Below are 16,641 nucleotides of genomic sequence, written 5' to 3'. Positions count from 1 at the left end.
ATGTCTACCGTTTCCTGGATCACCCTGCGGGGGCTGTTCGGGCGTCGCCGGTTCCTCCTGCTGCTGCCGCTGCCCGTGGTGCTGGTGCTGTTGGCTGTGCTCTCCCGGTCACTCGGGGTGGATCCGGGCGAGTGGGGCCCGCCGGTGCTGGTCGGTCTCGGCCTGGCCGTGGTGCTCCCGGTCGTCGCCCTGATCGTCGGCACCGGCGTGCTGGGGGCCGAGATCGATGACGGCACCGTCGTGCACATCCTGACCAAGCCGCTGCCACGCTGGCAGATCGTGCTGCCGAAGCTGGCGGTGGCCGCCGGCGTCACCGCCATCACCGTCGCCGTCCCGCTCTTCGTGGCGGGCGTGCTGGCCGACTCCGTACGTCTCGGCCTGGCGCTCGCCGCCGCGTCGGCGGTCGGTGCGCTGGCGTACTCGGCGCTGTTCCTGGCGCTCAGCCTGCTCACCCGCCGGCCGGTGCTGCTCGGCCTGGTCTACGTGCTGATCTGGGAGGGGTTGCTCGGCAGCGTCGTCAGCGGCACCAGGGTGCTCTCCATCCAGCAGTACGTGATCACCCTCGCCGACCGGATCGCCCCCACGGGGCTGTTGCAGGGCGACGTCTCGGTGCCGGTGGCGGCGGTGATGAGCGCGCTGATCAGCGTGGGCTTCACCGTCCTCGCGATAGACCGGCTCCGCTCGTTCAGCATGGCCGGCGAGACGAGCTGACCTCACACGCGACGGTAGGTCGGGCCGCCGCTCAAGGACGCTGGCCTCAGCCGGTTGATCAAGAGGTTTGCGTCCCCGGGAACGCCTCCGGGGACGCAAACCTCTTGATCAAGCCTCCGTGGCCGGGACTGTCGACGATCAGGGGCAGCCGCGACGGTTGCGCGGGCGAGAGCCGGGGTGGGGGCGGCGGCAGAACACTCACAGGACGACCTCCCGAGGACGACAGCCCCGTGTCAGCGCTGCGACCGCCGCACGCGAGCCACGACAACTCCGCGAGCGTTGCACAGGGGGCAGCAGAGCAAAGGGGGCGCTAGCGGCGTTGCCCGCCGGTCGGCGACGACGTCAGCGTCGGCGTTCCCGCCCCTGGGGTGGGACTTCACGATCGTCTGCTGATTTTGGAGAACTCGCCCGGCGTGTCGTCTCACAAATCAGCAAACGATCACGACAGGCTGCCATGCACCCCGACGCCACAGAGGCCATCGTCGAGGCCGCCCGAGGCGGCATGCGCCAGGTGGACATCGTCCGGGCCACCGGCTACACCCGCGAACGGGTCAGGCAGATTCTCCGTGCCGGGGGCGTCGAGCCCCGCAGAGGGCGAGAAGAGTGCTGATGGCGGCGAGCAGCCGGGTTGAGGCTGAACTCGGCGCTGCCAATCAGGTCGATGAGGAACACGGCGGCGAGGCCCACACTGGCGATGGGAATCACCCAGAACGGCCATCGCGCAGGGGTCGCGCGTCGGACACGGGCTGCCAGGAGGTAATCGCCGGCGTTGCGGCGGAAGCTTGCGAGCATCCTAGGCACGGCTCGGCCGGCCGCCCCGACGGTGAACTGCAGGGCGGTGATCAGCTTGAACAGCCGGCTGACCGTCGGCACAACCGACACCGAGGACGGCCCGCTACGAATCCGTAGCCAGGAGGGACTGGATGCGCTGGCCGTTGCGCTGGGCGTAGTCCTGGTAGCAGTTGTTCATGAGAGCGTGCGTCTCGCTCGCCTGGTCGGCCAGCTTCCGCAGCCTCGGCGCCCACTCCTTCAGCTCCCGGTCGGAGTAGTCGTAGCCGAACTTCTCGTGGATGTCCTTGCTGGTCCACTTGTCGCTGTGGCCGTGGAAGCGGACCACCGCCAGGTCGGCGGTGGCCTCCAGCACCGGCGGCACCGACGAGCGGTGCCCCTGCGGCATGTCCACGCAGACGTACGCCAGCTCGTGCTCGCGCAGGAAACCGAGGGTCTCGTCCCGGTTGGCCCCGTCGAACCAGGATTCGTGCCGGAACTCGAACGCGGGTCGTAGCGGCGCGCAGCGGCGGGCCACCTCCAGCAGGTACTGCTTGTTGTCCCGCTTGATGGTGAACCAGGGCGGGAACTGGAACAGCAGCACGCCCAGCCGGTCCGCCTCGACCAGCGGGTCGAGGGCGGACAGAAATCGGGTCCACACCTCCTCGTACGCCTGCGCGGGCAGGTCGTCGGGGTAGACGTTGCGCTTGTCGGTGTCCGGCCGCAGGTCCTTGTAGAGCGCGGAGACCCGGGTCGGGTGGCCGGTGAGCAGGCTGAACGCCTTGATGTTGAAGGTGAACCCGGCCGGTGTGCGCTCGGCCCACAGCCGGGCGGTGCGCTCGGCCGGCGGCGAGTAGTAGGTGGCGTCGACCTCGACCAGCGGGAACTTCTTCGCGTAGTACGACAGCCGCTTCTCCGGGTTGTCCGCCGTCGGCGGGTACCACCCGGAGTCGAGCAGGGTCCGGTCGGTCCAGGACGCGGTGCCCACCTTGATCTCACCCACGGTCGGGGTTCACCGCGTCCACATCCGACCTGCGCCCGGAGGCCGCACGCTCAGGCTGCCCGCCGTTCCCGGTTCTGCTTGCACGCCACGCAGGAGGTGGCGGACGGGTAGATCTCCAGCCGCTCCACGGGAATCGGCACCGTGCAGCCCTCGCAGAACCCGTACGTGCCCTCGTCGAGCCGGGTCAGGGCGTGCTCGAACTGGGCCCGGCGGTCGAGGATGGTGCGCAGCAGCGACTGCGCGGTGTCCCGCTCGGCCGTCTTGGTGCCACTGTCGGCCTGGTCGTCGCCGGCGGTGTCGCCGACCTCCACCAGCCGCAGTACCTGGCTCTGGAGCATCGCCTGCTCGTACTCCGCGGAGAGCTCGTCGTAGCGTTCCCGCAGGGACGCCCGGATCTGGTCGGCGTCCGCCTGCGATCGGCCGGTGGCTACCGTGTCGTGGACGAGCATCGCTGCCTGCCTTTCGTGTGGCCTGGTGCTCCGGGAGGATGTCCCGGACCCCGCTTACGTGCGCGCGAGCGAGATCACCCGCGCCCTGTGAGCCGGGCGATTACCCCATCTCCCGGGCCGTCAAACCGACGAGTTTTCCGGCCCCTGGGCGCGCGTCCCTGCCTCCCGCCCGGCGAGGCTTCGGTCACCGTGTCGGTTCGCGCCGTCAGCCGGGGAACACCGGCTCCACGAGGGCGGGGTGCCGGGGGTCGTCGACGCGCACCACGACGTCGGCGAAGCCGGCCGGGGCGACCTCCTCGGCGTACCGGGCGAAGGCCGGCAGGGTCCACCGCAGCGCGGGGTCGGTGCGCCGGGCCAGCGCGGCCGGGGAGAGCTCCAGGTGCACGGTGAGGTCGACGGGCAGCCCGCCGCCGAGCAGCAGCGCGCCGCTGAGCAGCACGATCCCGTCGGGCGGCAGCGTGACGTACCCGGCCCGGCTGGCCCGGTCGGCGCGGGCGTCCCAGAGTGAGGGCAGCATTCGCCCGGTGCCGCCCGGCCCGGCCGGGTCGAGGACCTCCCGGCGCAGCCCGGGCTCGTCGACCCAGCTCTCGTAGTACGCGTCGGGGTCGGTCCGGCCGAACTCCAGCCGGACCGACGCCGGCCGCAGGAAGTCCTCGGCCCGGACGTGCAGCACCGGCCGGCCGAGCGCGCGCAGCGGGTCGATGAGCGCGGCGGCCAACGCGTCGGGGGCCGCCGCCGGGGCACCGTCCACGGCTACCCGGAGCCGGCCGGGCGCCTCGGCGGCGACGAGCCGTTCGGTCAGCTCGGTGACGAGCCGCTCGGGGGAGATGGGTCGTACCCGCATCCGACCATGGTGCCCGGTCGCGTGGCGCGTGGCCGGGCGGGTCAGGCGCTGCGGTCGATGGTGACCCGGGCGTCGTCGGCGAGCCGGTAGCCGACGCCGTAGACGGTGGTGACCAGCGGCACGTCGACCCCGACCTTGCCGCGCAGCCGGCGCACGTGCACGTCGACGGTGCGTACCCCGGCGTGCTCGTAGCCCCAGACGGCGTTGAGCAGTTGCAGCCGGGTGAACACGCGGCGCGGGTGGGCGACCAAGTGCAGCAGGAGGTCGAACTCCAGCCGGGTCAGGGGCAGCGGCTCGCCGTCGCGCAACACCGACCGGGACGACGCCAGGATGTGCAGCGCCGGGACGATCGAGGCCAGCGGGCGGGACGGCGACCGACCGCCGGGCGCCTGGTCCGGCCGGCGCTCCGGCGCGGGGCCGGTGGACACGACGGCCTCGCCCCGTTCGAGCAGCTCCCGGGCCACGTCGAGCAGCTGGCGGGCCGCCGGGGTCAGCGACTCCTCGGCGGCCAGCGAGATGTGGAGGGTCACGGTGAGCACGGGCGCCGTGGTGTTCGCGGGGCGGCGCTGACCGCCGGGGGGACGACCGGGGACCGCAGGCTGGGACGTATGCCATCCGGCGCGCGACGAGGCGGGGCTGACCGACATGGTCCTCCTTGGCTGGTCCGGGTGTATCCCACGGCCCGGGACGCCGCTGCCTCGATGCTTCCCGGCGCCCGGGTGAGGGTCAAGGGGCGGCAGCGTTGCATGGATGTGACAATTGACGAACACATCGGAGCCGAATGCTCGCTCTGCGTACGAGGTTTGATGATTACAGCAGAGTCATCACGATGACGGGATAGGGGGGTGCCCGCCGGGTCCGCATCGCCGTTTCGGCGGCGGTGGCGCCCGGCAGTGCGTCGCCGCCGTCCGACACGCGGACGTGGCGCACCCCGTTGCGGGTACGCCGCGCGCGTCGCGGGGGCGGCGGGCCGGCGCAGCGGTGCGGGTCGCTCAGCGGTGCGGGTCGACGCTGACCCGGGCCTCGTCGGCGAGCCGGTAGCCGACGCCGTAGACGGTGGTGACCAGGGGCGTGACGTCGCCGAGCTTGGCGCGCAGCCGGCGCACGTGCACGTCGACGGTGCGGGCCACGGCGTGCTCGTAGCCCCAGACGCTGCTGAGCAACTGGAGGCGGGTGAAGACCCGGCGGGGGTGCACGGCCAGGAAGTGCAGCAGGTCGAACTCGATGCGGGTCAGCGGGATCACCCGCGAGCCCTGCCGCACCACCCGGGACGCGGCCAGGATGCGCACCTCGTCCGGGTCCTCCGGCGGCGGGGAGACGGCGAAGGGGCGCGCCCCGGCCGGGGTGCCGTCCGGTTCCGGCCCGGCCTCCGCGGGACGGCCGCGCTCCGCCGGGGCCCACGGCTCCACCACCACCCGACGGTGCTCCGACGGGCCGGCCAGCAGCATGCCCTCCCCCGACTCGGCCAGCTCCCGCAGCAGCTCGACGAGCCGGGCGAGGCGGGGCGTCAACTGCCCGGGGGTGAGCTCGACGGTGACGGTCAGCGTCGGCGCGGACCGGAGGTGGGCCGGCGGGAGGCGGTCGGGCCGCCCCGTCGGGGCGCGGTCGGGGCGGCCCTGTGGGGCCCGGTCGGCGCGCCCCGACGGATGGAGACGCGGGGAGATGGCGACGACGGACATGATGCCTCCTGGGATGGCGATGCCGTCCGCCGCGCCCGGTGGGGCGCGGCGGTCAGAAGTGCGCTAGGCCGGCGGTCACCGGCGACGCGACAGACGGGGAACGGAGCGGGGGCGTGGGGCCGAGGGTGGGCAGACCGGCGATCCGCCAGGCGGCGAAGCCGCCGACCACGTCGGTGGCGCGGTGCAGCCCGATGTCCTGGAGCGCGGCGGCGGCGAGCGAGGAGGTGTAGCCCTCCTGGCAGAGGACCACCACCGGCAGGTCGTAGCCGACGGCCTGGGGCAGTCGCGCCGGACAGCGGGGGTCGAAGCGCCACTCCAGCACGTTGCGCTCGATCGCGAGGGAGCCGGGCACGGTGCCGTGCGCGGCACGCTGCGCGGCCGGCCGGATGTCCACCAGCAGCGCGCCACCGCGGTACGCCACGTGGGCCTGCTCCGGGTCGAGCCGGCGCAGTCGGGACCGGGCTTCGGCGAGGATGTCGTCGATGCCCCGGGAGCCGGGGGGCGGCACGGGGACGGAACAGTCCTGGGTGTGGTCGTGCGACATTTCTCGGTCCTTCCAGGGACGGCGGGCGGTCGTCCGCCCGGTCGGGGTCAATTGGGGTCTCACCAGGCGACGCCGGCCTCGGCGACCTCCGCCACCCCCAGCCGCCCGTCGACGAGCCGGTAGCGGGTCATCCGGGTCAGCGCGGGCCGGTAGACGTGCACGCTGACCGCCGGTCGGTCGCCGCGGTTGGTCACCACGTGCACGTGCCGGGTGCCGAACCGGCGGCCGGACCCGGCCGCGAGGCGGTGCGGGCGCAGCCGGCCGCCGCTGACCGTCTCCTCGGTGAGGACGCCGTCGACGACCAGGAACGCCCCGGAGGAGCCGCCGTGGTCGTGCAGGTCGGTGCCCTGGCCGGGCAGCCAGCTCAGCGCCCACACCTCGTGGTCGGCGGCGACGGCGAGCCGGGTGTACCACCGCTCGTCGGGGTCGAAGTGCAGCGGGACCGGCCAGCCGGCCGGGTCGGCGGCGTACCGGGCGGCGACGGCGAGCAGGTCGGGCTCGGAACGGCGGCGGCTGGTGACCATGGTGGGACCTCACGGGGAATCGGTGACGCGTGCCCCGACAGCATAGGATGCAAACCCTATCGGTTTAGTAGGTAATACCGCATGCTGAGACACGGGGTTTCACGCCGCGTCCGGCGTCGTCCGCGCGGCGGCGGTCAATGGCGGATCGGCGGCTCCGCCCTGTCGTCCATCGCACCTCCCCGCGCCGGCTCGGCAAGCTATCAGGCCGCCCGCCGCCCCCGCCGACTAACCTGGACGGATGAGCGACGACCTGGACGCGGAGACCCTCGCCTTCGCCCACCGCATGTTCGACCTCGCCCGTGGTGGGGCCACCGAGGAGCTGAGCGGGAACGTCGACGCCGGGCTGCCGGTCAACATGACCAACGACAAAGGCGACACGCTGCTGATCCTGGCCGCCTACCACAACCACCCCGAAACCGTCGCCGCCCTGCTGGCCCGCAGCGCCGACCACGCCCGGGTGAACGACCGGGGCCAGACCGCGCTGGCCGCCGCGGTGTTCCGGAAGAACCCCGACACGGTCCGCGCGCTGCTGGCCGCCGGCGCCGACCCCGAGCACGGCGGCCCGTCCGCGGTGGACACCGCCCGCTTCTTCGACCTGCCGGAGATGCTCGACCTGCTCACCGCCCGCTGACCCCGGGACAATCCCGGGCGGGGTATACAGGGTCGGTGGAGGATCCCGTACCCGAACAGATGCGCACGGCCGGCACCGCGCTGCTCGACGCGCTCGACGCGGCGGCCCGGGCCGCCGCGGCCCGCCCCTTCGACGACGCCGCCCGGCGGTGGCTGGAGTACCGGCCCCGGCCGCGACCGGGGGTCTGCCTGGCCGATCTGGACCGCGCCGGCCGCAAGGCCGCACACCGGCTGCTGGCCACCGGGCTCAGCCCCGCGGCGTACGCGCAGGCGATGGCCGTCGTCGCGCTGGAGGAGGTGCTGGACCGGGCCGAGGGCTGGCGGCGCGGGCGGCACAGCGGCGACTACTGGGTGGCGGTCTTCGGCGACCCGGCCCGCGACGACCGGTGGGCGTGGCGGTTCGAGGGCCACCACCTGTCGGTGAGCATGACCGTGGTCGACGACCAGGTCTCCCCCGCCCCGGTGTTCCTCGGCGCGAACCCGGCCACCGTCCGGCACGCCGGGTACCCGGTGTCGAGGCCCCTCGGTGTCGAGGAGGACCTGGCCCGCGCCCTGCTCGACGCCATCGGCCCGGCGGGGCGGGCGGCGGCGATCGTCGCCGACGAGGCGCCCGCCGACATCATCAGCGCCACCCGGCCGGACGCGCCGGGGTCGATCACGCCGCTCGGGGTGCCGGCCGACCGGCTCGGCCCCACCGGCCGGGCCATGCTCGACCAGCTCGTCGCCGTGTACCTCGACCGGCTGCCGCCGGAACTCGCCGTCCGGGAGGCCGGCCGGCTCGCCGGCGGCCCGCTGCACTTCGCCTGGGCCGGCCCGACCCGGCCGGGCCAGCGCCACTACTACCGGGTGCAGGGCGACGACCTGCTGATCGAGTACGACAACACGAGCGACGACGGCAACCACGCGCACACCGTGCTGCGCCGCCCGGCCAGCGACTTCGGCGCGGACGTGCTCGCCGCGCACCGCGCGGAGGCACACCGCTGAACGTGGAGGCCGGCCCCGCCCCGAGGCCGCCGTGCCTCGTCAGGCGGGCCGGACCGCCTCGATCAGGAACCGCCCGGCGTGGGCGACGAACGGGCCCTCGCGCTCGATCCGGTCGTGCAGGCGGGCGAGCTGCGGGCGGTACCGCACGACGGTGAACCCTGGCACCGTCCAGACCACCTTGCGCAGAAAGTAGACCACTGCGGCGATGTCGTGGAACACCGTGCGCAGGGTCGCCTCGCGCAGGTCGACCACCGTCAGCCCGGCCGCCTCCGCGGCGGCCACGGCCTGCTCGGGCAACTGGCGCACGGGCGGGGGCAGCGGGCCGAGCATTGCCTCGCTCAGCTCCCGTACGGTGCCGCCCCGGATCTGCTGGGACAGGAACGTCCCGCCCGGCCGCAGCACCCGGGCGACCTCGTCCCAGCGGGTGCTCACCGGGTGGCGGCTGACCACCAGGTCCAGCGTGGCGTCCCGCACCGGCAGCTCGCCGCTCCCGGCGACCCACAGGACCGTCGCGCCGACCGGGCCCAGCGTGTGCCGGGCCACCTCGACGTTGGGCGGCCACGCCTCGGTGGCCAGCAGCACCCGGGGCGGGTGCGGCACCTCGGCGAGCACCTCGCCGCCGCCGGTGTCCACGTCCAGCGCCGCGTCGGCCCGCGCCATCCGGTCGGCGACCAGCCGGGCGTAGCCCCAGGGCGGCCGTTCCTCGGAGGCGCGGTCGTTCAGCCAGGAGAAGTCCCAGCCCCGCACGGGCACGGCCGCGCCCTCGGCCACCAGTTGCTCGAAGGTCCCTCGCCCGCTCATCCGGCCAGCCTGGCCGCCGCCGGACGGTGGAGCAACCCGATTCGCCCCGGCCGCCCCCACCCGCCGACACCACCACGACGACGCCACCCGCCAACACCCGCCGGTGGTGGACGGCTGCGGCGGCGGACCGCCAGCGGCGGACGGCCGGCGGCACCCGACGGGGCTCAGGCGCGGGGGCGGGCGATCTCCACGGTCGGGCCGGCCACGCCGCCCAGCGCGTCCAGGGTGTCCGCCTCGGCGCGGGCGGACTCGAACTGGCGCATCAGGCGGGCGCCGAGCCACACCCCGACCCCGCCCACGCCGAGCGCGACCAGCTCGGCGGCGAGCATCGCGCCGGTCGCGCCGCGCTGCGGCGAGTGCGACCGGATCAGGCAGGTCAGCAGGAACAGCGCAGCCATCGCGACGTTGACCAGGTTAAAGGTGATCTTGGTCCGGTGGGTCCGGTCACCGGTGGCATCCCACAGGTCGACCATGCCGGCCACGGTGGACAGCCCGGCGGCGAACAGCGCGGCGACCGACGTCCAGTAGCCGACCTCTCCGAGGAACGCCGGACCCCCGGCCACGTCGGCCAGGTCGAAGACCACAGCGCTGACGAAGAGCCCGAAGGGGAACGTCACCAGCATCGGTTGGATCGGGTGCCCGTGCACCCGCAGCCGGCTCTCCATCGTGCCCTCCCCTGTTTCGTCTCAGCTCACCAGCATCCAGGGTGCTACCCCTGAACGACGGGAGGGAAACGACGGGCCGACCGAAGCGGGACGCACATCGGACACCACGGGGCCGGCTGACCGCCGTCGAGCGGACCGGTGGTGGGTCAGTTCTCCCGGGAGCGGGAGACCGTCACCACGAGGCGCTCGGCGACGTCCCGCACCGGGATGCCCAGCGACAGCGCGGCGCTGCGCAGCACCTGGAGCGCCTCCGGGGCGGGGCAGCCCCGCTGGGTCATGATCACTCCAACCGCATGCCCGATCACCCCGTCGACGAGTCGCGCGGCATCCAGCTCGTGGGCCTGGGTGGCCCGCCGCTCCCGGTCCCGCACCGCCGCGAGCAGCAGCCCGGCATGCTCGGCGAGCAGCATCGCGGTGAGCTGGTGCCGGGTGGTCAGCACCGCCGGCGCCGAGGCGTACAGGTTGATCGCGCCGATCACCTGCTCGTCGACGTCGACGGGCGCGGAGATCACCCCCCGCACCCCGAGGTCGCGGGCCTGGGTCGTCCAGGCCGGCCAGCGGGACTCCCGGACCAGGTTCTCCGAGAGGATCATCTCGCGGCGGTGGATGGCGCTCATCGCCGGCGAGTCGGGGCCGGGGCGCAGGTCGTCCAGGCCGGCCAGGGCCGGGTCGGAGGCGGCTACCCCCGCCGGTTCCCCGGCCCGTAGGGCGGTGAAGCCACACCAGGTGACCCCAGGGACGGCGGCGCGGGCGATCCGGACCAACTGGTTCAGCGCCTCGTCGAAATCGGTCACGGCGATGAGGCCGGCGGTCAGCTCCCGCAGCAGCGCCGCGGTTTCCAGAACGCTCAGAGTCTCGGTGTCGGGTGCCTGCGTCTCCAGGTTCACCGGGCCCCCGCCCCCGTCGTGGGGACGACCTTTGACCGGCGCCGCGCGCCGCCCTTCGGCTGTGTCATCGTCTGCTCTCTCCCGATTAATCCGACCCGGGCTACTACCCTGGCCAACCCAGGTCGAAACGGCCGAAAAGCGGCCTCCTTCCCGATCAACGCCGGGGTGGACGCCGGGTCGCCGCGGCCGGGAGGCTCCCCCGAGCGGGGGAGCCTCCCGGCGGCGGTCAGCGCGAGGCGGAGCTGAGCCGCCGGCCCACCGAGGCGATGAGCCGGTCCAGCTCAGAGCCGAACGGGTTGTCGTGGACGAGGTACGTCCAGGTGGCGCTGGGGCGGACCAGGGTCGACTCGTCCGGCTCCCAGTCGTCGTCGAAATCGGTCTCGGTGAAGGTGTCGATGGTGCGGGTCTCGATCTCCGGGACCAGCGCGTTGAACGCCGGCACCGCCGCCCGGTGGAACTCGTCAAGCGGGTCGAGCCGGCCCAGGGCGCGCAGGTGCACGCCCTCGCGCACCTCCGACAGCTCGGCCAGGTGCTCGGCCCACAGCCGGTCGAGGTGGTAGAGGGCGATCCACCGGGCCACCCGGGCGAGGAGGTCCTCGTCCATCTCCTCGGCCTTCTCCGGCACCCGCTCCAGCAGCATCAGCGCGGCGACGTCGCTGGTGAGCAGGCGCTCCCGCCGCTCGGCGAGGGCCTTGCGCTGCTGCTCGATCACCACGCTGTAGCGCCAGGTGTTGCGGTGGATCTCGTGGTTGACGCCCTCGGCGACCCGCTGGGCGTGCTCCACCGCGTAGTCGACCTGCGGGTCGGTGACCAGGCCGTCGGCGTTCATCCGGGGCGAGGCCGGCACGGCGTCGCCGGCGTGCCGGACCACCAGGTCGTCCTCCAGGCTGACGCAGAAGACCGAGCCGCCCGGGTCGCCCTGCCGGCCGGCCCGGCCGCGCAGCTGGTCGTCGACGCGGCGGCTGTCGTGCCGGCCGCCGCCGATCACGTAGAGGCCGCCCAGCTCAGCCACCCGGTCCCGGTCGGCCTGGTCGCTGCCGCCGAGCCGGATGTCGACGCCCCGGCCGGCCATCTGGGTGGAGACGGTGACCGCGCCGTACGCGCCGGCCTCGGCGATGATCGCCGCCTCCTCGTCGTCGTTCTTGGCGTTGAGCACCACGCAGGACACCCCGGCGGCGTTCAGCCCGGCGGCGAGTTGCTCGGACTCCTTGACGTCGAGGGTGCCGACCAGCACCGGCCGGCCCTTGTCGTGGCAGCGCTTGATCTCGTCGACCAGCGCCTCCTCCTTCTCGGTCCGGGTGGCGTAGATCCGGTCCGGCTCGTCCTCGCGGACGCAGGGGGTGTTCGGCGGGATCACCGCCACCTCCAAGCCGAAGAACTCGCGCAGCTGGTCGCCGACCAGCACCGCCGTCGCGGTCATCCCGCACACCTTCGGGTAGAGCGCGATGTACGCCTGCACGGCGATGGTGCCCAGCACCTCGCCCTCGGCGGTGGCGTCCAGGCCCTCCTTGGCCTCGACCGCCGCCTGGAGGCCGTCGGGCCAGCGGCGGCGCTGGGCCACCCGGCCGCGCATCTCGTCGATCAGCTCCACCGAGCCGTCCCGGACGATGTAGTCGACGTCGCGGTGCAGCAGGGCGTGCGCGTGCAGCGCCACGTTGACCGCGGAGAGCTGCCCGACATGCTCGGAGTCGTACAGGTCGATGCCGCCCAGCTTGGCCTCGACGGCGGCCAGGCCGACGGAGGTGAAGGCGACGCTGCGGCCGTCCTCGGCCACCGTGTAGTGCCTGCCCTTGCGCAGGCCGCGGATCAGCGCCGCGGCGGCGTGCACCGGGTCCTGCTCGCCGCCGACCGCGCCGGCGAGGACCATCGGCACCCGGGCCTCGTCGATCAGGATCGAGTCGGCCTCGTCGACGATGGCCGTGGCCAGCGGCGGCTGGACCCGGTCGTCGAGGTCGGTGACGAGCTGGTCGCGCAGGTAGTCGAAGCCGGCCTCGCTGACCGACACGTAGGTGACGTCGCAGGCGTACGCGTCGCGCCGCTCCTGCGGGGTGGACGCCTCGTTGACCCAGCCGACGGTCAGCCCGAGCAGGGCGTAGACCGGCTCCATCCACCGGGCGTCACGGCGGGCCAGGTAGTCGTTGACGGTGAGCACGTGCACCGGGCCGTTGCCGAGCCGGACGTGCCCGTACGCGGCGATCGTGGCGGTGAGGGTCTTACCCTCACCGGTGGCCATCTCGGCGACCTTGGCGGAGAGCAGGGCCATCGCGCCGAGCAGCTGCACGTCGTACGGCCGCTGGTCGAGCCCGCGCCGGGAGGCCTCCCGGCCGACGGCGCAGATCTCCTCGTACCCGGTGGCGGCACCGGCGGCCTCGGTGAGCTCGGCGTCGGTCAGCGCCGACAGCTCCTCCTCGCGGGCCTCGATGGCCGGCAGCAACTTCTCCAGCGGGCCCAGATCGACCGTGGTGCCTGGCCGCTGGAGGAACCGCCGGAACCTGCTCTTGAACCGTTGCGACACACCCATGAGCCGCAACGGTACGCGACCCCGGCCGGCTTTCGTGGCCCGGTCGGGCCGCGGCGGGGTGAGGTGCCCGCCGCGGCCCGCCACGATCAGCCGGCCAGCACCACCTGGAGCTCCTGGCGGCGGCGCTCAGCCAGGTCGGTGAGCAGCGCCGGGGCCTGCTCGAACGGCACCACCGCCGACACCAGGTGCTTGCGGATCGCGTCGCCGTACGCCCGCAGCAGCTCGATCGTCTCGGCCGAGAGCCGCTCCCGGTCCCAGGTCGGCGCGAGCCCGCGCGGCACCCGCCCGATCTGGGCGCAGCGCAGCGACAGCCCGTTGTGGTGGAACTCCTCGCCGAACCGGACGGCGTCGGCGCCGGCCTGGTAGAAGGCCAGGTCGATCACGGTGCCCTGGGGGCGGAGCAGGCGCAGCGCGAGCTGCAACGCCCACGCCTGGCCCCGGCACTGGAAGACCACGTCGGCGCCCCGGTCGCCGGCGGCGTGGTTCCACCGGGTCTTGAGCACCACCGCCGGGTCGTCGGCGTCCGGGTCGAGGGTCTCCAGGCCGAGCGCCTCGGCGACCGCCCGGCGCTGCGGGGTCGGGTCGAGCACCACCACCGACGCCGCGCCGTGCCGCTTGGCGAACAGAGCGGTGAGCAGGGCCACCACCCCGCTGCCGACCACCGCGACCCGGCGCCCGCGCACCCCGTCGCCGAGCGACCGGACGTCGGTGCCGCACAGCTCGGCGGCGGCGTGCAGCACCCCGTTGGCGCAGATCGGGCCCATGTGCGCGACGTACACGCCGAGCAGCGGGTCGAGGTCGTCGGGCAGCGGGACGAACCGCTCGGCGATCGGGTCGGCGACGTAGCCGGTGCGGTGGCCGTAGGTCATCGCAGCGACGGTGCCCACGGCGACCGCCGGGGTGCGGCTCTCCACCACCCGCCCCACCTGCATGTAGCCCAGCCGGTCGACCGGGTATGGGGTGCTGGCCTCCCCCGGCTGGAACAGCCCGAGGCCGGCGTTCCAGGCGACGTTGAGGTACGGGTTGGTGCCCTTGACGAAGCTCAGCTCGGTTCCGGTGGACACCCCGCTGTACAGCGTCTCCACCCGGAACGTTCCGTCCCGCAGCTCGCCGGCGTCCTGCTCGACCAGCTCGACCCTCCCGGGGCCGCTGACCACCACCACCCGGTCACGCATCGACGCCCACCCCCGCCGGGGCCGCCGCGGTGGCGGCCCGGAGTGTCGCGGCCGGGCCGGTGGGCAGCGCCACCGGCCGGCCGGTGGCCGCCGACTCGGCGACCGCGAGGGCCAGTCGCTGGGTGCCGAGCGCCTCGGCGTACGGGACCCGGACGTCGTCGCCGACGCCGCGCACCGCGTCGACGAAGGCCCGGTCGACGGCGGTGCGCGCGCCGTCGGGGTCGGCGGGCAGGTGCCGCTCGCCGTCGGCGTCCCGGATCGTCAGCCCGTCCTCGGCCAGCGACAGGGCCAGCCCGTCGGCGAGGATCTCCAACCCGGCCCGGTGCTTCCAGCCGAGCACGCAGGCCGCGGCGAGGGTGCCCACCGCCCCGTCTGCGAAGCGCAGGGCGGCCGTGGTCACCGAGTCGATGTCGGCCCCCTCGACCGGCGGCGGGGCGCCGTCGCCGTACGCGGTCACCTCGGTGACCTCGCCGACCAGCGCGCGCATCAGATCCAGCACGTGCGCGGCCTGCTCGACCACCGGGCCGCCGGAGCTGTCCCGCCGGGCCCACCAGTCCACCGGCGGCACCTTGTCCAGCCAGGCGCCGCTGACCATCCGCACCGGCCGGCCGGCGAGCAGCTCGCGGGCCTCGTCCACCACGTGCAGGTACCGCCAGTGGTGGCCGACCCCGGTGAGCAGCCCCCGCCGGGCCACCAGGTCGGCGATCCGCTCGGCGGTGTCCAGGTCCACCGAGACCGGCTTCTCCACGAACATCGGCACCCCGGCGGCGACGACCGCCTCCTCCACCGGGCCGTGCGCGAACGGCGGCACGCAGACGTACACCGCGTCCGGGCCGGCCGCGAGCAGCTCCTCCACGTCGGCGAACGTCGCGGCGCCGTGCGCGTCGGCCAGTTCGGCCGCCGCGCTGCGCGTCACGTCGGTCACGCCGAGAATCTCCACGTCCTCGAAGCCGCCCAACACCCGGGCGTGGCGTTGCGCCACCCCGCCGGCCCCGACAAGTCCCACCCGGCACACCCGCATCGACAAACCCTCTCACCACGGTTTCACGTATTCGCGTAGAGCACTCCCCCCGGGGCTGCGCGACCAAACGTTCACCTGCGTGAACGGCCCGGTGTGCGGCCCGTGATCAATCTGTTAGGGATGATTCGGTTAGCGCGTGGGTGGTTTTGGGAAAACACCACCCTGTGTTTCCGCAGCGATCTTTGGGGGGTGTGTCTGTGCGGGCTACTGAATCGAGCGTCTCACCGGTGGTGGAGGCGTGGGCGACATACCGGACCACCTCGGCGAGCGAGTGGACGCCGCGGCGGCTGGTGCGCGCCAAGGGCGACAGCCGGGTCAGCGTGGTGCTGCCGGCACACAACGAGGAGGCAACGGTCGGTGCGATCGTGTCGACCATCCGGGAGCACCTGATGGACCGGGTGGCCCTGGTCGACGAGCTGATCGTGGTCGACTCCCGGTCGACCGACCGGACCGCGCGGGTGGCCCGGGCGGCCGGCGCGGAGGTCGTCGGCCAGGACGAGATGACCCGGGGCCTGCCCCGGCTGACCGGCAAGGGCGACGCGCTCTGGGCGGGGCTGGCCGCCGCCGACGGGGACGTGGTCGCGTTCATCGACGCCGACCTGCGCGAGTTCCGCCCGCACTTCGTCACGGGCCTGCTCGGCCCGCTGCTGACCGACCCGTCGGTGGAGTTCGTCAAGGGCTTCTACCACCGGCCGCTGGTCGGCGCGACCAGCGTGGAGGCCGACGGCGGGGGGCGGGTCACCGAGCTGATGGCCCGCCCGCTGCTCAACCTGTTCTGGCCGGAGCTGGCCGGCTTCGTCCAGCCCCTCGCCGGCGAGTACGCCGGCCGGCGCGGCGTGCTGGAGCGGGTGCCGTTCGTCTCCGGGTACGGGGTCGAGACGGCGATGCTGATCGACCTGCTGGACCTCGTCGGGTTGGACGCGCTGGCCCAGGTGGACCTGGGTGAGCGCAAGCACCGCCACCAGGACACGGCGGCGCTGGGCCGGATGTCGGCACAGATCATGCTGACCGCGTGGTCGCGGTTGCAGCGGCGCGGCTGGGCCAGCCCGGGCACCGCGCCGGCGGCCCTGCTCACCCAGTTCCGGCGGGGCGGCTCCGACGCGCTGCCCAACCTGGAGCGGGAGATCGTGGTCAGCGACGTCTCGGTCGAGGAGCGGCCCCCGCTGGCGGAGCTGCGCCACCGGCTGCCGCGCCGCCGGGTGGCGGCGTGAGGGTGCGCCCTCGGGTCCGGCTCGCCGGTCCCGGCCGGGCGACCGACCCCGGTCACTCGCACAGAGTGGCCGCGGCGCACGGGGTGGCTGCGGCGCACGGGATGGCCGTGGCGCACGGGGTCGCCGCAGCGCTCGGGATGGCCGTGGCGTGACCACGCCCGCTGCGGGGCACGTAGGTGACACACAGCGGTCGGCCGACGGGGGCCCCGCCGAGGGAAGGAACC

At 74.0% G+C, this 16,641-nt stretch carries 19 protein-coding genes; 5 read left to right on the top strand and 14 right to left on the bottom strand.

Going from position 1 to position 16,641, the window contains the following annotated elements; genetic code table 11:
* Positions 1-711, top strand: coding sequence for an ABC transporter permease (locus OG617_RS27730; RefSeq protein ID WP_405095879.1), 711 nt, complete (start codon positions 1-3; stop codon positions 709-711).
* Between the two features lie 534 nt (positions 712-1,245).
* Here the strand turns inward: OG617_RS27730 and OG617_RS27725 are convergent.
* The 8 genes from OG617_RS27725 to OG617_RS27690 all read right to left on the bottom strand — a co-directional run bounded on the left by OG617_RS27725 (position 1,246) and on the right by OG617_RS27690 (position 6,522).
* Positions 1,246-1,584: a hypothetical protein gene (locus OG617_RS27725; protein WP_405095878.1), complete on the bottom strand. Its 339-nt coding sequence runs from the start codon at positions 1,582-1,584 to the stop codon at positions 1,246-1,248.
* 22 nt (positions 1,585-1,606) lie between these two features.
* Positions 1,607-2,482 carry a DUF72 domain-containing protein gene (locus OG617_RS27720; protein ID WP_405095877.1) on the bottom strand — a complete coding sequence of 292 codons (876 nt, stop codon included), beginning with the start codon at positions 2,480-2,482 and terminating at the stop codon, positions 1,607-1,609.
* A 50-nt stretch (positions 2,483-2,532) separates the two neighbouring features.
* Positions 2,533-2,931, bottom strand: a complete 399-nt coding sequence (locus OG617_RS27715; RefSeq protein WP_396685234.1) for a TraR/DksA family transcriptional regulator — start codon at positions 2,929-2,931, stop codon at positions 2,533-2,535.
* A 205-nt stretch (positions 2,932-3,136) separates the two neighbouring features.
* On the bottom strand, positions 3,137-3,775 hold the full coding sequence (locus OG617_RS27710; protein WP_405095876.1) for a uridine kinase: 639 nt from the start codon (positions 3,773-3,775) through the stop codon (positions 3,137-3,139).
* Positions 3,776-3,816: 41 nt separating this feature from the next.
* Positions 3,817-4,422 (bottom strand): winged helix-turn-helix domain-containing protein, encoded by a 606-nt coding sequence (locus OG617_RS27705; RefSeq protein ID WP_405095875.1) that lies wholly within the window; start codon positions 4,420-4,422, stop codon positions 3,817-3,819.
* Positions 4,423-4,767: 345 nt separating this feature from the next.
* Positions 4,768-5,454: a winged helix-turn-helix domain-containing protein gene (locus OG617_RS27700; RefSeq protein WP_405095874.1), complete on the bottom strand. Its 687-nt coding sequence runs from the start codon at positions 5,452-5,454 to the stop codon at positions 4,768-4,770.
* A 52-nt stretch (positions 5,455-5,506) separates the two neighbouring features.
* Positions 5,507-5,998, bottom strand: a complete 492-nt coding sequence (locus OG617_RS27695; protein ID WP_405095873.1) for a rhodanese-like domain-containing protein — start codon at positions 5,996-5,998, stop codon at positions 5,507-5,509.
* 59 nt (positions 5,999-6,057) lie between these two features.
* Positions 6,058-6,522 (bottom strand): cysteine dioxygenase, encoded by a 465-nt coding sequence (locus tag OG617_RS27690; RefSeq protein WP_405095872.1) that lies wholly within the window; start codon positions 6,520-6,522, stop codon positions 6,058-6,060.
* Positions 6,523-6,760: 238 nt separating this feature from the next.
* On the opposite strand from OG617_RS27690, the gene OG617_RS27685 reads away from it, so the two are divergent.
* Both OG617_RS27685 and OG617_RS27680 read left to right on the top strand, forming a co-directional pair.
* Positions 6,761-7,153 carry an ankyrin repeat domain-containing protein gene (locus tag OG617_RS27685; RefSeq protein ID WP_405095871.1) on the top strand — a complete coding sequence of 131 codons (393 nt, stop codon included), beginning with the start codon at positions 6,761-6,763 and terminating at the stop codon, positions 7,151-7,153.
* Between the two features lie 59 nt (positions 7,154-7,212).
* Entirely contained in the window at positions 7,213-8,136 is a 924-nt protein-coding gene (locus OG617_RS27680) for a DUF3500 domain-containing protein (RefSeq protein WP_405103986.1), read from the top strand.
* Positions 8,137-8,175: 39 nt separating this feature from the next.
* Here the strand turns inward: OG617_RS27680 and OG617_RS27675 are convergent, their stop codons facing one another.
* The 6 genes from OG617_RS27675 to OG617_RS27650 all read right to left on the bottom strand — a co-directional run bounded on the left by OG617_RS27675 (position 8,176) and on the right by OG617_RS27650 (position 15,206).
* Positions 8,176-8,937 carry a methyltransferase domain-containing protein gene (locus OG617_RS27675; protein WP_405095870.1) on the bottom strand — a complete coding sequence of 254 codons (762 nt, stop codon included), beginning with the start codon at positions 8,935-8,937 and terminating at the stop codon, positions 8,176-8,178.
* Between the two features lie 164 nt (positions 8,938-9,101).
* Positions 9,102-9,602, bottom strand: coding sequence for a DUF2231 domain-containing protein (locus OG617_RS27670; RefSeq protein WP_396685219.1), 501 nt, complete (start codon positions 9,600-9,602; stop codon positions 9,102-9,104).
* 146 nt (positions 9,603-9,748) lie between these two features.
* Positions 9,749-10,489 carry a GAF and ANTAR domain-containing protein gene (locus OG617_RS27665; RefSeq protein ID WP_405095869.1) on the bottom strand — a complete coding sequence of 247 codons (741 nt, stop codon included), beginning with the start codon at positions 10,487-10,489 and terminating at the stop codon, positions 9,749-9,751.
* Positions 10,490-10,715: 226 nt separating this feature from the next.
* Complete coding sequence (gene secA2 / locus OG617_RS27660; RefSeq protein WP_405095868.1) at positions 10,716-13,010, bottom strand: accessory Sec system translocase SecA2; 2,295 nt, start codon at positions 13,008-13,010, stop codon at positions 10,716-10,718.
* A gap of 86 nt (positions 13,011-13,096) precedes the next feature.
* Positions 13,097-14,185 (bottom strand): zinc-binding alcohol dehydrogenase, encoded by a 1,089-nt coding sequence (locus tag OG617_RS27655; RefSeq protein ID WP_405095867.1) that lies wholly within the window; start codon positions 14,183-14,185, stop codon positions 13,097-13,099.
* On the bottom strand, positions 14,178-15,206 hold the full coding sequence (locus tag OG617_RS27650) for a Gfo/Idh/MocA family protein (protein WP_405095866.1): 1,029 nt from the start codon (positions 15,204-15,206) through the stop codon (positions 14,178-14,180). The genes OG617_RS27655 and OG617_RS27650 overlap by 8 nt, the downstream gene beginning before the upstream one ends.
* Before the next feature lie 230 nt (positions 15,207-15,436).
* Between OG617_RS27650 and OG617_RS27645 the strand changes: the two genes are divergently transcribed.
* Both OG617_RS27645 and OG617_RS27640 read left to right on the top strand, forming a co-directional pair.
* The gene (locus OG617_RS27645; protein ID WP_405103984.1) at positions 15,437-16,417 is read left to right on the top strand and encodes a glucosyl-3-phosphoglycerate synthase; all 981 of its coding nucleotides are present in this window, start codon (positions 15,437-15,439) and stop codon (positions 16,415-16,417) included.
* On the top strand, positions 16,414-16,569 hold the full coding sequence (locus tag OG617_RS27640; RefSeq protein WP_405095865.1) for a hypothetical protein: 156 nt from the start codon (positions 16,414-16,416) through the stop codon (positions 16,567-16,569). The genes OG617_RS27645 and OG617_RS27640 overlap by 4 nt, the downstream gene beginning before the upstream one ends.
* Positions 16,570-16,641 lie beyond the last annotated feature (72 nt).

The organism is Micromonospora sp. NBC_01412, from assembly GCF_045040215.1.
GTDB lineage: Bacteria > Actinomycetota > Actinomycetes > Mycobacteriales > Micromonosporaceae > Micromonospora > Micromonospora rubida.
This window is presented reverse-complemented; position numbering and strand designations above follow the sequence as displayed.